The 13,376-nt window shown below is 66.1% G+C and carries 13 protein-coding genes; 6 read left to right on the top strand and 7 right to left on the bottom strand.

The window, feature by feature from the left end; all coding sequences use genetic code 11:
* Positions 1–154: 154 nt before the first annotated feature.
* Entirely contained in the window at positions 155–1,375 is a 1,221-nt protein-coding gene (locus tag B1964_RS00640; RefSeq protein ID WP_253193834.1) for an MFS transporter, read from the top strand.
* 7 nt (positions 1,376–1,382) lie between these two features.
* Here B1964_RS00640 and B1964_RS00635 read toward each other — a convergent pair whose 3' ends face one another.
* Together B1964_RS00635 and B1964_RS00630 are read right to left on the bottom strand one after the other, a co-directional pair.
* Positions 1,383–3,719 (bottom strand): pyruvate dehydrogenase, encoded by a 2,337-nt coding sequence (locus B1964_RS00635; protein WP_079928416.1) that lies wholly within the window; start codon positions 3,717–3,719, stop codon positions 1,383–1,385.
* A gap of 183 nt (positions 3,720–3,902) precedes the next feature.
* Positions 3,903–4,391: an Lrp/AsnC family transcriptional regulator gene (locus B1964_RS00630; protein ID WP_006369117.1), complete on the bottom strand. Its 489-nt coding sequence runs from the start codon at positions 4,389–4,391 to the stop codon at positions 3,903–3,905.
* Between the two features lie 124 nt (positions 4,392–4,515).
* Between B1964_RS00630 and B1964_RS00625 the strand changes: the two genes are divergently transcribed.
* Positions 4,516–5,340, top strand: coding sequence for a PIG-L family deacetylase (locus B1964_RS00625; RefSeq protein WP_014358392.1), 825 nt, complete (start codon positions 4,516–4,518; stop codon positions 5,338–5,340).
* A gap of 48 nt (positions 5,341–5,388) precedes the next feature.
* On the opposite strand, the gene B1964_RS00620 is transcribed toward B1964_RS00625, so the two are convergent.
* From B1964_RS00620 to B1964_RS00610, 3 genes are all read right to left on the bottom strand, one after another.
* Positions 5,389–6,225: a hypothetical protein gene (locus tag B1964_RS00620; protein ID WP_014358391.1), complete on the bottom strand. Its 837-nt coding sequence runs from the start codon at positions 6,223–6,225 to the stop codon at positions 5,389–5,391.
* Between the two features lie 78 nt (positions 6,226–6,303).
* A complete protein-coding gene (locus tag B1964_RS00615) occupies positions 6,304–6,729 on the bottom strand; it encodes a DUF779 domain-containing protein (RefSeq protein WP_079928415.1) in 426 nt (141 codons plus the stop codon).
* Between the two features lie 51 nt (positions 6,730–6,780).
* Positions 6,781–8,304, bottom strand: a complete 1,524-nt coding sequence (locus B1964_RS00610) for an aldehyde dehydrogenase family protein (protein WP_079928414.1) — start codon at positions 8,302–8,304, stop codon at positions 6,781–6,783.
* A gap of 377 nt (positions 8,305–8,681) precedes the next feature.
* Here B1964_RS00610 and B1964_RS30295 point away from each other — a divergent pair, with 377 nt between their 5' ends.
* Complete coding sequence (locus B1964_RS30295; RefSeq protein WP_006369112.1) at positions 8,682–8,858, top strand: hypothetical protein; 177 nt, start codon at positions 8,682–8,684, stop codon at positions 8,856–8,858.
* A gap of 159 nt (positions 8,859–9,017) precedes the next feature.
* Here the strand turns inward: B1964_RS30295 and B1964_RS00605 are convergent, their stop codons facing one another.
* Both B1964_RS00605 and B1964_RS00600 read right to left on the bottom strand, forming a co-directional pair.
* Positions 9,018–10,301, bottom strand: coding sequence for a GAF domain-containing protein (locus B1964_RS00605; protein WP_014358390.1), 1,284 nt, complete (start codon positions 10,299–10,301; stop codon positions 9,018–9,020).
* Positions 10,302–10,431: 130 nt separating this feature from the next.
* Positions 10,432–10,686, bottom strand: a complete 255-nt coding sequence (locus B1964_RS00600; RefSeq protein WP_079928413.1) for a hypothetical protein — start codon at positions 10,684–10,686, stop codon at positions 10,432–10,434.
* Positions 10,687–10,825: 139 nt separating this feature from the next.
* Here B1964_RS00600 and B1964_RS00595 point away from each other — a divergent pair, with 139 nt between their 5' ends.
* The 3 genes from B1964_RS00595 to B1964_RS00585 form a co-directional block, all read left to right on the top strand.
* A complete protein-coding gene (locus B1964_RS00595; RefSeq protein WP_006369109.1) occupies positions 10,826–11,248 on the top strand; it encodes a YccF domain-containing protein in 423 nt (140 codons plus the stop codon).
* A 35-nt stretch (positions 11,249–11,283) separates the two neighbouring features.
* Positions 11,284–12,654: an FAD-dependent oxidoreductase gene (locus B1964_RS00590; RefSeq protein ID WP_172398709.1), complete on the top strand. Its 1,371-nt coding sequence runs from the start codon at positions 11,284–11,286 to the stop codon at positions 12,652–12,654.
* The coding region (locus B1964_RS00585) for a DUF1365 domain-containing protein (RefSeq protein ID WP_079928411.1) at positions 12,651–13,376 on the top strand (726 nt) is incomplete at its 3' end. The genes B1964_RS00590 and B1964_RS00585, both read left to right, overlap by 4 nt.

The following is a 13,376-nucleotide window of genomic DNA, read 5'->3' as shown; positions in this document are numbered from 1 at the left end:
CTTCACCCACCCAGCACGAGGCATACCCTACAAACTACACCCATGTAACCTTAACTGAACGGTATTGATGCTAGCTGCGCTTATTCATTAGTGAATAAACAAGTCTACAAAGATTCATTTTGAGCATGTGGAGAGTCGGGCTCACGCTGGAACAGTGAGCACCACAACAGACGGCATCGCCGCACCCGCGCTTCCCCAGACCCGTCACGCCCTGGGCTCACCGGGCTATCGGCGCGCCACCGTCGCCCTGTTCGCGGCCGGTATGACGACGTTCATGGCCCTGTATTACGTGCAGGCCCTGCTACCGCATCTGTCGGAGCACTTCGGGACATCGCCGACGACGTCGGCGCTCGCGGTCTCTCTGACCACCGGTTTCCTCGCGATCGCGATCATCCCGGCGAGTGTCGCGTCGGAGCGTTTCGGGCGCGTACGGGTCATGGTGATCTCCGCGGTCGCCGCGTCGGCGATCGGCGTCGTGTTGCCGTGGTCGCCGTCGATCGACGTCCTGCTCGCCGGGCGCGCCCTCCAGGGCGTTCTGTGCGCGGGGGTGCCTGCGGTCGCGATGGCCTACCTCGCCGAGGAGGTGGAGGGTCGCTCGTTGGGCACCGCGATGGGTCGCTACGTGGCGGGCACCACCATCGGCGGTCTCGTCGGCCGGCTCATCCCCGGGTTCGCCGTCGATGTGATGTCGTGGCAGTGGGCACTGGAGATCGCGTGTCTGGCCTCACTCGGTTTCGCGCTGCTCTTCTGGCGGACGATCCCGGCCTCCCGGTTCTTCACCCCGCGTCGGGTGTCCCCGTCGATTACCATGCGAAACCTCTTGTCGCATCTCGCCGATCGCCGACTGCTACCGCTGTTCGTCATCGGTTTCGTGTTGATGGGTGGCTTCGTAACGGTCTACAACTACCTCACCTATCGGTTGCTGCAGAGCCCATTCGACCTCGGCGAGGCGGTGATCGCGTCGATCTTCTTCATGTACCTCGCCGGCACCGCCTCCTCCGCCCTGGCCGGCCGGCTCGCCGACCGCATCGGCCGCCGTCCGGTGCTCGCCTCATCGATCATGGTGATGCTCGCCGGCCTGGGAGCCACTGTCCCCGAACATCTCTGGTCGGTGCTGGTGGGCATGTTCCTGTTCACCGCGGGCTTCTTCGGAGCGCACTCGGTGGCGAGCGGATGGGTGTCGGCGCGGGCCACCGAACATCGCGCCGAGGCGTCGTCGCTGTACCTGTTCCACTACTACCTCGGCAGCTCGGTGGTGGGAGCCGTTGGCGGCCTGGTGTTCTCGTCTTTCGGCTGGAGCGGTGTCGCCGTCTTCGTCGGTGTGCTGGGCGCCGTCGGCCTGGGACTGGCGATGGCGCGGTCCGAGACGATCTGATCTCGGTTCAGCCGAGGAGGTCGAGTGCGGCCCGCACGATGCTGTCGGTGTCGATGCCGTGGTGGCGGTAGACGTCATCGAGAGAACCGACCTGGCCGAAGCGGCTGACGCCGAGCGCGGCACCGGTGACTCCGCGGATACCGGCGAGGAATGCCAGGGTGTGCGGATGACCGTCGAGGACGGTGACCATCGGGGTGGCCCGATCGGCCGGGAACGCCTGGTCGAGAATCCAGGTGGGTGCCTCGGCGAGGCCACGCCGTGCCTGAAGTGCCTCGAAGAGAAGGCCCGGGCTGGTGACACACACGACGTCGGCGGCGATGTCCTGAGCAGCCAAACGTTCTGCAGCTGCCAGGGTTTCGGTCATCAACGCGCCCATGCCGACCAGGGTGACCACCGGATCGGAGACCCGGCGCAGCGGATAGGCACCGGCGATGACCTGACGGCGCCGACGCTCCCGGGCCGCGGGATCGGTGGGCACCGCCGCCAGTGTCTGATCGACCGGTCGGGTCGACAGGCGCAGGTACGCCGAACTCCCATCGGGGCGCCCCAGCAGACGCATCGCCGCGAGCAGCGTCCATTCGGTGTCGATCACGAATGCGGGTTCCCAGCTGACGCAGCCGGGTTGTTCCAGGCCGATCGAGGGAGTCGTGATCGACTGGTGGGCACCGCCTTCCGCGGCGAGCGTGACACCCGACGGGGTACCGACCAGGATCGATTGGCCGCCGGCGTAGATACCGTAGGACCACGGTTCCAGAGCCCGCTCCACAAACGGGTCATACATCACCCCGATGGGAAACAGCGGCTGGCCCCACCGGCTCCATGTGGCCCCCAGCTCACCCATCAGCCCGACGAGGTTCGTTTCCGCGATCCCCAGTTCCATGTGCTGACCGGTCGGCTTCTCCCGCCAGTGCATGATCGTCTCGGCGTCGTCGTCGAACCAGTTTCGTCGTTCGGCCGGTGACCAGATCTCCACCTTGTTCAGCCATCCGGCGAGGTTCGTCGTCGAGCTGACGTCCGGGCTCACGGTGACGATGCGTTGGGCCGCCTCCGGTGCGTCGCGGGTCAGGGCGAGCAGGGCCCTACCCAGGGCCGCCTGCGTGGTCGACGTTCCGCCCGGTGTCCGTCCGAGGTCGTCGGGAACCGTTGGCGGAGTAAGAGTCTGAATCGGTGCGCGAGTCAGTCGACGTGCGGTCTCCACACACATCCGTCCCGCGTCGGTCTCGGGGTCGAATCGAGCCCACGGATGTCCGGGATCCATCCCCATCGTCGTTGCCAACTCGTCGAATTGCTCCACCGTCAACAGCGACGAGTGATTCTGCGGGTGTCCTTCGGTGGGCAGCGCATGACCCTTGATCGTGTACGCGATGATGACCGTCGGCCTGGTGTCGTCGATGTCGGCGAAGGCCTGACGCAACGCGTCGAGGTCGTGGCCGCCCAGGTTGCGGATCGCGGCCGTCAGGGTCGCATCATCGAGTTCCGCGACGAGAGTGGCGATCTCCGGCACCCGCTCGCCGTCACCGGGCATCCTCGCCCGCAATTCTTGCGCGGTACAACGCAACAGCCTCTGGTACTCCGCGTTGGGCATGCTCAGGATGCGCTCGCGCAACGCGTCTCCACCCGGACGGGCGAACAAAGTCTCGAGGAGGTGGCCGAATTTGACGGTGATCACCTGCCAGCCGGCGGCCTCGAACATGCTCGCCAGCCGCCCGGCCGCGATGTTGGGAACCACCCGGTCCAGCGACTGCCGATTGAGGTCGACGATCCACACGATCTCACCGAGGTCACGGACCGACGGGTCGAGAATGGCTTCCCACACCGCGCCCTCGTCGAGCTCGGCGTCGCCGACCAAGGAGTACTGGCGTCCCTTGCCCGCCGGGCCGATCTTGGCGTCGACGTAGCGACGGGCGATGGCACCCCAGATCGGTGCCGTGGCGCCGATGCCGACGGATCCCGTGGAGTAGTCGGCGGGATCGGGATCCTTGGTGCGGCTCGGATACGATTGGAGCCCACCGAATTCACGCAATGTCGTCAGGTAGCGCTCGTCGAGGTTGCCCAAGAGGTAGTTGATCGCGTGCAGCACAGGCGATGCGTGCGGTTTCACCGACACGCGGTCGGCGTCGGTGAGCTGCTCGAACCACAGCGCGGTCATGATCGACGTGATCGATGCACACGAGGCCTGGTGACCTCCGACCTTCAGCCCGGACGGGTTGGGGCGTACGCGATTCGCGTGATGAATGATGGCCGTGGACAACCACAGCACGCGCTCCTCGATGCTGCGGAGGGCGTCCGGCGTGACGGTGTCGGCGGCACGCTCGGTCGGATCGACGATCTGAGCTGACTTCATGGGGTGGCATCCTTACCCGGCTCTGGGTGCAGAACTCGTCCCCCAGTCGACCACCGGCGCGCACATCAATCAAGCGGCGCCGTGCGATCTCAGCATTGTGCACACCATCCCTCGGAAGGCCGGATCATCGGTGAGCAGTTTGCGCAACAGCGCCGAAACCGGTTGCTTGCTTGCCGGTTGGGGTCAGTCCGCGGTCAACCGCTCCAAGAGCCCGGATAACCGATAGTCGACCAGTTTTCGCATCACGAGCGCGGTGGTCGTCCGCGTGACCCCGGGGATGTCGAGAATCTGGCCGGCGATTCGATACAGATCGTCCGCATCGCGAGCGACGACATGCACGAGCAGGTCGCTGATCCCGCTGAGCCCGTGGACCTCGACCACCTCGGGAACGTCACCGAGTGCCGACGCGATCGGCGTCAATTGGCTCTGGGTGACATTCGTCAGGATGAATGCGGTGAGCGGGTAACCGAGCGCCGCCGGATCGATACTGCGCTCGAAGGAGCGCAGCACTCCCCGTTGCTCGAGCTTCGACAGCCGGGCCTGCACGGTGTTCCGCGAGAGTTGTGTCCGATCCGCAATCGCCAGGACGGTGGCTCGTGGATCATCGGCGAGCGCGGCCAGGATGCTCCCGTCGATGGCATCCACCGTTGCAGGCGGCTGGGAGTTGGGCATGGTGACAACTTTCCGAATCTTCTGCGCATACCAGCACGCGCTTCGGGTGTGAGTTCATGGCAGTGCTGCAAGCAGCGTACTGCGACGAGCACCCCGCGGGCCCCGACCTGAGATGCTGTAGCGCATGAGCACCATCGTCTTCGTCCACGCCCATCCCGACGACGAGGCCACGGCCACCGCGGGCAGCATGATCCGCGCCGCACGTGAGGGGCACCGGGTGGTCGTCGTCTACTGCACCGACGGCGACCCGGGAGAGCACGGCGACGGCGACGTGCCCGATGATCTCGCTCCCGGAGAAACGGTGGCCATGAGACGTCGCGGTGAAGCCGAGGCGTCGGCGGCGATCACCGGCACCGCGCGCGTGGCGTGGCTCGGATACGCCGATTCGGGGATGACCGGGTGGACCCAGAACGGCACCGACGGCGTCTTCTCCCGCGCGCCCGTCGAGCAAGCGGCTCGCCGACTTGCCGGCATCCTCGACGAGGAGGGCGCCGACGTCGTCGTCGGCTACGACTGGCACGGCGGCTACGGTCATCCCGATCACGTGATGCTGCACCACACCACCCGCGCCGCAGCAGAACTCGCCGTCAAGCGACCGCGCTACCTGGAGGTCACGATGAATCGTGACCTCATGCGCCAGCTGTTCGTCCTGGCCGCCGAGATGGGCCTCACCGGCGAGAACAACACCGACGGATTCGACCCGGATGCCCCGGGCGACGACGGCAATCCGATCGGCACACCGGAAGCCGAATTGCATTGGGCCGTCGACCTCGGCGACGACGTGACGGCCAAACGCGAAGCGTTGGCCTGCCACGCCAGCCAGAGCGACGTCCGTCAGCTACTGGCACTCCCGGTCGAGGCGTTCCCGTTCGCCTTCGGCACCGAGCACTACATCGAACCCGGCCGGCCACCCGGCATGGTGCGGGGCTGGTGGCTCGATGCTGACTGACACCCCAGCGTCACAACGGATTACGACGCCGGATTACGACGATCCGGGTTACGACGATCCGAAGCTCGGGAGTTGAATGCCGCCCAGCGAGCCGTTGCTGCTCCGGACCGCGAAGTTGGTCGTGCAGCCGTTGAAGGTCACGTTGTCGACGTGCACGGTGCCGGTGCCGCCGTTGGGCTGGCTGGAGATGCCGTAATCCTCGACGACCGTGGCCTTTCCGCCGGAGTTGGCGGCGGTGGTCAGCTCGGCAAGAGTGCCGGTCTGGCCCCGCGGGATCGTGCCCAGGGAGCGGGTTGCCCACCATTGATCGGACGATGCGGCGTCAGGCGCACCCGCTGCGTCGGAAGCCGACCAGACCAGCGTCGCGAAGCCATTCCCTTCACCGGTGTTCGCGCCGGTCACCCGGATCTGCCAGTTCGCATTGCCCGTGGACTTCTGGAAGGTCAACGGCTTTCCGGCCAGCTGGGTCAACGGCAGCTTCCCCGCCGAGTGGTACGACGCCTGACGCGGTACCTGCGGACTCGTCGCGAACTCCAGTGATCCGTCGTCGTCGCTCACGTTGGTTGCCGTGATCTTGCCTGCCTGACCCTGTTCGTCACCGAAGCTGTTCCCCCATCCGTTCGGCGCCGTCGGTGTCGCGATCCTCGCGCAGTTCGCCGACGACACCGGCGCCGCCGACGCCGTTGCCGGGACCATCAGGGATGCGGCACCCACGACCGCTCCGACCGCAAGGGCACTGGTCATCACACGTTTCATCGGGTAATTCGCCTCCGTCACATCGCCATTGGTGGACTTGGTTGCACTACGCAACAGCCTCGACGGTAACAGCGGCAAATATCGACCATTGCCGGTTTCGGACATTTCCCCCGATGAGACGACAGACATCCTCTCGACACGACGAATGCCCGCCGGCTCGCCGAGCGAGCCAACGGGCACATGCCGATTGGTACGTCGCGGAAACGATCAGACGCCGACCGCCGCACCGGTCAACGGCGGGGTCGCCGACAGCACGGCATTCTCGTCCTCACTGAAAGCCCTTGCCCGCGAGAGGAATCGCACTCCTTCGGGGGATTCCAGGCTGAATCCGGCGCCCCGTCCGGGCACCACGTCGAGGATCAACTGCGTGTGTTTCCACAGTTCGAACTGATCGCCGTTGATCCAGACCCGTACTGCCGGAATGGGTTCGGGCAGATCGATCTCGCCGACCAGCACGTCGCGCTGGCCCACTCGGTACTCCCCGACGGGGTAGCACATGGGGGCGGAACCGTCACAGCATCCACCGGACTGGTGGATCATGAGTCCGCCGTGCAGCTCCGACAACTTGGTCAGGAGCTGCACGGCGGCGTCTGTGGCGACCACCCGATCAGGAACGTTCTGTTCGGTGGTCATCGTTGCACCTCTTCGGTTTAGAAGAATCCCCGATTCGGACGAAGTCCCGGATCAGAAGAATCCCTTCGCACTCTGAGCGTATCCGACCAGGAGGTTCTTGGTCTGCTGGTAGTGCTCGAGCATCATCAGGTGGGTCTCGCGTCCGATGCCGGACTGCTTGTAGCCACCGAACGCGGCGTGGGCCGGGTAGTCGTGGTAGGTGTTGGTCCACACACGGCCGGCCTGGATCTCGCGGCCCGCACGGTAGGCGGTGGCACCGTCACGGCTCCACACACCGGCACCGAGTCCGTAGAGGGTGTCGTTGGCGATGTGGATGGCGTCGGCGTAGTCCTTGAAGGTGGTCACGGCCAGCACCGGGCCGAAGATCTCCTCCTGGAAGATGCGCATCTTGTTGTGGCCGTCGAACACCGTCGGCTTGATGTAGTAGCCGCCCGAGAGGTCGCCGCCGAGGTCGGCCGGCTCGCCACCGATGAGGACCTTCGCGCCCTCTTCCTTGCCGATGGCCAGGTAGGAGCTGATCTTCTCGAACTGATCGTTGGAGGCCTGGGCGCCCATCATGGTGTCGGTGTCGAGCGGGTTGCCCTGCTTGATCTTCGAGACACGGTCGACGGCCTTGCCGATGAAGTCGTCGTAGATGTCCTCCTGGATGAGCGCGCGGCTCGGGCAGGTGCAGACCTCACCCTGGTTGAGCGCGAACATCGAGAAGCCCTCGAGCGCACGATCGAGGAAGCCGTCGTCGGCGCTCATCACATCGTTGAAGAAGATGTTGGGGCTCTTGCCGCCGAGCTCGAGGGTGACCGGGATCAGATTCTCCGACGCGTACTGCATGATCAGGCGGCCGGTGGTGGTCTCACCGGTGAAGGCGATCTTACGGATGCGGTTGCTCGATGCGAGCGGCTTGCCCGCTTCCACACCGAAGCCGTTGACGACGTTGATCACGCCCGCGGGCAGCAGGTCGGCGATCAGGCTCATGACGTAGAGGATCGACGCGGGGGTCTGCTCGGCCGGCTTGAGGACGACGGCGTTGCCTGCGGCGAGCGCGGGGGCGAGCTTCCACACGGCCATGAGGATCGGGAAGTTCCAGGGGATGATCTGACCGACCACACCGAGCGGCTCGTGGAAGTGGTAGGCGACGGTGTCCTCGTCGACCTCCGAGATCGAGCCCTCCTGGGCGCGCAGGGCGCCGGCGAAGTAGCGGAAGTGGTCGACGGCGAGCGGGATGTCGGCGGCGAGGGTCTCGCGGACCGCCTTGCCGTTGTCCCAGGTCTCGGCAACGGCGATCTTCTCGAGGTTTTCCTCGAGACGATCGGCGATGCGCAGCAGCACCAGCGAACGTTCGGCGACCGAGGTCTTGCCCCACTGCGGTGCGGCCTTGTGCGCGGCATCGAGTGCGAGATCAATGTCCTCGGCGGTCGACCGGGCGACCTCACAGAAGGTCTTGCCGTCGACCGGCGACGGATTCTCGAAGTACTGACCCTTCACCGGCGGGGTCCACTGACCACCGATCCAGTTGTCGTAACGCGACTCAAAGCTCATCACCGAACCCTCGGTACCCGGCTTCGCGTAAACAGTCATGTGTGTCCAGCTCCTCAGTGCAGTAACAGGCGTCGGCCAGTTGCGGGATGTCACACCGAGCCGCGACGGCAGCCGGTGTGATCTGTTCCACAGAGTAAGAGGGCTGTGGTTGCAGCCACGTTGCAGACGCGTTCGCAACGTTGCATCGCCACGAAACGGCAGGTCAGGTGCCGTGAGCGCCAAGCCTGATCCACTCACCGTTGGCCCGACGTTGGGTCCGCCGAAAAGAGGAATTCGCACCGATTGTCTGGTGTGCAAGGGGCGATTCGCGGTACTCAAGTCGTGGAAGGTGCCCACAACCACTAAGATCCAGTTTTCGTAATCTGATTCAGTATCTGCAATAAGTCAGATCGAGCTGCCAGGAGGGTGGTGCCACGATGGTTCTCGCTCAGAACGATCCCGCACAACGCGGCACGGCCGGTACTCGCGACGAGTCCGAACCGCACCCGCTCGTCACATTGGGCGTCGGGCTGCTACTCGTTGTGCTGTGCATCGTGACCACCATCGCGGCGGCGCTGCTGCTCATCGGTTCGATGCCCGACGCGCAGCCCTGAGGGCCGCGGTCACGCCGATGCGAAATATAACTTCCACGGATCCGGCGCGACACGCCGTGATTTTCGGGTCGGTGGCCCGCTCATGTGGAATCTGTATTCGTACCAGGCTCCATGACGCGGAGTGGCCACATCCTCGGACGCCTCGCGCCACAGGCCGGGTCAGACCCCGTACCGCTTGTCCAGCAACCTGATTCGCCCGCCGACCACGGCGCGGTCGGGATGTCCCACGGGGAGACGGTGCTCGAGTCGACGCCACGCGACGAGATCATCGCGACCGTGGATCGATGACGTCCAGGTCCGCAGGGCCCCGACATCTCCCTCGGCGATCACCCGCGACCGCACATCCTCACGGACCACTTCGAAGATCTCGGTGATGCCCGGCGCCGTCGACTCCACCAGCAGTCCACCGCGGCCGAGTTCGTCGATCACCGACGACAGTTCGCCGCGCTCGGCGATACGCCGGCGCAGGTCGGCGACGTCGGAGGTCATGTCGACGGTCAGGCGGTAGGGCCGCGAGGTGACCACGTCGTTGCCGAGATCACGGCGCAGCCTCGAGATCTCGGCGCGCACGGTGACCGGGTCGATGCCGTCGCCGGCCAGGTGCATGGCGAGTTGTTCGGTGTTGAGGCCCTCGGGATACTCCTGCAGCAGCAACAGGATCTCGGCGTGCCGGCGCGACAGCGTCCGCTCTCCGGCCGGATCACCCTCCCGATGCCATCGATAATTGTTGTCGCCCAATACCGTCAGCCGCGCATCACCCTTGTCCTGCGACGACGCGAAGGTCGCCGGGTCGGCCAGGTTGACCGCCTGGGACTGCAGTTCGCGTTCGACTGCGGCCACCACCGAACGGACGGCGGCCAGGGCGAACGGTGCGGCCACCTCGCGGCCACCGGTCACATCGATGACGCCGATGACATGTCCGGTCACCGGGTCGTGGACGGGCGCGGCGGCACAGCTGAAGTCCTGCACCGAGCCCGCGAAGTGTTCCGGTCCGATCACCTGCACACCCTTGCCGACCGCGAGTGCCAGGCCCGGTGCGTTGGTGCCGACGACGTCCTCGCTCCACACCGAGCCCTCGACGAAGTTGATGCGGCTCGCACGGTCGACGGCGTCGGTGCTGCCCTCGACCCACAGCAGTCGTCCGACCTGATCGGTGAGTGCGACAACGACGCCGGAGTCGGCGATGTCGTCGAGCATCAACGACTGCACGAGCGGGCGCACCGACGTGATCGGATGGGCCTCGCGGTATCGCGTGAACTCGGCCATCGTCATGCTCGCGCTGGTGTCGTCCTCGGGGAGCGCCTCGATCGGATCGACCCCGCGCGACAACGACCTCGACCACGAATCACGCACCACGGAACGCACCGCGTCGGAGGGCGGTGTGATGCCGGAGAGGAAATCCTCATAGGCACGCCGGATGCGCGACGAGCCGAGTTCGGTCATAGGTCTTCTCTCGATTGCCTCTGTGCTGTCGATTATGCCAACTCTGGTGTGACGCGGGCTACAGGCGGCCTTGTCATCAGCCCGAACAACATCGAAGGCACCCGCGATGGGGGTCACCGCGACCTGGGGGTCACGGAAGCCAGGCGTTGCGGCGCGGGTACCTCGCCCGCAGGTAACTGTAGAGATATGTGCTGATCAGCAGCGCGCCCGCACTCCCGACGGCCGGCCACAAGAAAATGTTGTTCATCGAATCCCGGATCGCCGCGACCGCCCAGCCGATGGCGAGCAGGATCACCGCGATCGTCGCGAGCAGACGGATCACCAGGACGACGGTGGTGATGACCCACCACACGGTGACACGTGCACGCTCGGCGTCGGGGGCCATGGGCACAGGTTAGCCAGGGCCGACGACACCACGCATGACATCGGGCAGACCCCGCAGGCTCGGACCTGTTCGTCGAGATGGCGGCCGACGGTTGCCCGACGTTGCACCACGATCATCCACGACAGCGGACAATGGGCGTATGCGCACACTCCTCAACATCATCTGGTTGGTGCTCTGCGGGTTCTGGATGGCGATCGGATACGTCGTCGCCGGAATCATCTGCTGCATCCTGATCATCACGATCCCGTTCGGCATCGCATCCTTCCGCATCGCCAACTACGCCCTGTGGCCGTTCGGGAGGACCGTCGTGCGCAAACCACAGGCCGGTGCGGCGTCGACCATCGGCAACATCATCTGGCTGATCTTCGCCGGGATCTGGCTGGCCATCGGGCACATCACCTCCGGCATCGCGATGTGCCTGACCATCATCGGCATCCCGCTGGGCATCGCCAGTTTCAAGATGGTGCCGCTGTCACTGTTGCCACTCGGCGCCGAGATCGTCGACGCCGACCAACGGCAGGCCGGCTACATCGCCGCCCCGCCCCCACCGCAGCGGTACTGACCCATCCGAACGGCCGTCGAGTCCGAACTTCGGGCATGACAACCTCGGGTCCACCGGTACCCCACACCGGCCGTCCCCACCGAGTCGCGGTGGTGGGCAGTGGCGTCGCGGGTCTGGTTGCCGCCTACCGACTCTCCGCCGACGCCGACGTCACCCTGTACGAGGCCGATCACCGTCTGGGTGGTCACGCCCACACGCACTCGATCACGCCGCCCGGGGTCGGCGGCACCATGGCCGTCGACTCTGGGTTCATCGTCCACAACGACCGCACCTATCCCACTCTGCTGCGGCTCTTCGACGAGCTCGCGGTGCCGACCCAGGAGACCGACATGTCGATGTCGGTGCACTCCGAACGCACCGGTCTGGAATACGCGGGAGCCCTGGGTCTCTCGGGGCTCATCCCGACCGCGCGCACCCTCACCCGGGGCCGCTATCTGTGGATGCTCGGCGAGGTCGTGCGTTTCCATCGCGCGGCACGCAAGGTCCTCGACACCCCTGACTCCGACGAGCCGATCACCGAGTTCGTCGCCCGCGAGAAGCTGTCGGACTACTTCGTCGACAACTTCCTGCTCCCGCTGATCGCCGCGGTGTGGTCGTGTGATGCGCGCACCGCGCAGGCTTATCCGGCGCGCTACTTGTTCACCTTCCTGTCCCACCACGGGATGCTGTCGGTGTTCGGGTCACCCACGTGGCGGACCGTCGTCGGCGGTTCGATCACCTACGTCGACGCCGTCGCCGACCACCTGCGTGCCCATCGCGGTCGCATCCGCCTCGGCGCGCCGGTGCGCTCCGTCGAGGATCTCGGTACCGCGGTCGCGGTCACCGCCGACGGTCATCCCACCGAGCGGTTCGACGCCGTCGTCCTCGCGACCCATCCGCACCAGGCCCTCACCGCTCTCGACCACCCGACCGCCGCACAGCGACGGGTCCTCGGCGCCATCTCCTACTGCGCGAAACCCGCTGTCCTACACACCGATATCTCGTTGCTGCCGCGCGCCCGCCGGGCCTGGGCGTCGTGGAATTACCAGATCCGCGCCGACCACGCACCGACCGACGCGCTCGATGGTTCCGGCGTCGCCGTCACCTATGACATGACCCGTCTGATGCGGCTACCCACCGCTGACCCCCGCATGCTCGTCACCCTCGGCCGCACCGACCTCGTCGACGACTCGACGATTCTCGCCGAGATGACCTACGAGCACCCGATCTACACCACCGAATCGGTTGCTGCACAAGCACTCCTCCCGGACATCGAGAGTGACCGCATCGTGTTCGCCGGCGCCTACCACGGGTGGGGATTCCACGAGGACGGCGCGGCGTCCGGCGAGCGCGCCGCCCGCCGGACGGCCGGCTCCCTACACCGAATGGCCGCGCAATCCGTTGCTCTCCAGGATGATCCGACATGACCCGCCCGGCATCCACCGCGACCCCGTTGCCGGCCGTCGTCGCCACGCGCATCACCCACACCCGGCGCTCACCGCTGCGCCATACGTTCACCTACCGCAGCAGTTCGTGGCTCATCGACGTCGACGAACCACCCCGGTTCCGTGGTCTGCTGCGCCTGGCCGCCGACGTCCGTCCCGCCGACCATTTCCCGGAGCCGATGCGGCCCGGGCAGTCGCTGCGGCTGCGACTCGACAACCATCTGCGCGGCGCGGGCGTCACACCCGCCGACGGCCCGGTGTGCGCCCTGCTCTCACCGCGCGTCGCCGGATACACGTTCAATCCGCTCAGTGTTTTCTGGTGCCACCACGCCGACGGCACCCTCGCGCATGTGGTGGCCGAGGTGCACAACACCTATGGCGAGCGCCACTGCTACATCGTGACGCCCGACGCCGACGGCCGTGCGGAGGTGGACAAGGAGTTCTACGTCTCACCGTTCCACGACGTCTCCGGTCGCTATCGGCTACGCGTCCCCGAGCCGGATGGCCAAGGCCGCGTAGCGGTCTCGATCATCCTCGACCGTCCGGGAGCCGAACCCTTCGTCGCCGCCCTGACCGGACATGCCCGCCCGGCGACCACCCGCGCGATCGTCGGAGCCCAACTGCGCACGCCGCTCGCCCCGCTCGTCGTCTCCGCCCGAATCCGGCTACAGGGCATTGGATTATGGACTCGCCGTCTTCCCGTC

It is taken from the genome of Gordonia sp. i37 (assembly GCF_002043085.1).
Classification (GTDB): Bacteria; Actinomycetota; Actinomycetes; order Mycobacteriales; family Mycobacteriaceae; genus Gordonia; species Gordonia polyisoprenivorans.
The sequence above is the reverse complement of the archived record's forward strand: the minus strand, read 5'-3'. Positions and strand labels throughout refer to the sequence as shown.

Excerpts from the sequence above, each read along its gene's own strand:
- B1964_RS00635 (WP_079928416.1), bottom strand. The coding sequence starts at position 3,719 with ATGAAGTCAGCTCAGATCGTCGATCCGACCGAGCGTGCCGCCGACACC.
- B1964_RS00630 (WP_006369117.1), bottom strand. The coding sequence starts at position 4,391 with ATGCCCAACTCCCAGCCGCCTGCAACGGTGGATGCCATCGACGGGAGC.
- B1964_RS00625 (WP_014358392.1), top strand. The coding sequence starts at position 4,516 with ATGAGCACCATCGTCTTCGTCCACGCCCATCCCGACGACGAGGCCACG.
- B1964_RS00620 (WP_014358391.1), bottom strand. The coding sequence starts at position 6,225 with ATGTCTGTCGTCTCATCGGGGGAAATGTCCGAAACCGGCAATGGTCGA.
- B1964_RS00615 (WP_079928415.1), bottom strand. The coding sequence starts at position 6,729 with ATGACCACCGAACAGAACGTTCCTGATCGGGTGGTCGCCACAGACGCC.
- B1964_RS00610 (WP_079928414.1), bottom strand. The coding sequence starts at position 8,304 with ATGACTGTTTACGCGAAGCCGGGTACCGAGGGTTCGGTGATGAGCTTT.
- B1964_RS30295 (WP_006369112.1), top strand. The coding sequence starts at position 8,682 with ATGGTTCTCGCTCAGAACGATCCCGCACAACGCGGCACGGCCGGTACT.
- B1964_RS00605 (WP_014358390.1), bottom strand. The coding sequence starts at position 10,301 with ATGACCGAACTCGGCTCGTCGCGCATCCGGCGTGCCTATGAGGATTTC.
- B1964_RS00600 (WP_079928413.1), bottom strand. The coding sequence starts at position 10,686 with ATGGCCCCCGACGCCGAGCGTGCACGTGTCACCGTGTGGTGGGTCATC.
- B1964_RS00595 (WP_006369109.1), top strand. The coding sequence starts at position 10,826 with ATGCGCACACTCCTCAACATCATCTGGTTGGTGCTCTGCGGGTTCTGG.
- B1964_RS00590 (WP_172398709.1), top strand. The coding sequence starts at position 11,284 with ATGACAACCTCGGGTCCACCGGTACCCCACACCGGCCGTCCCCACCGA.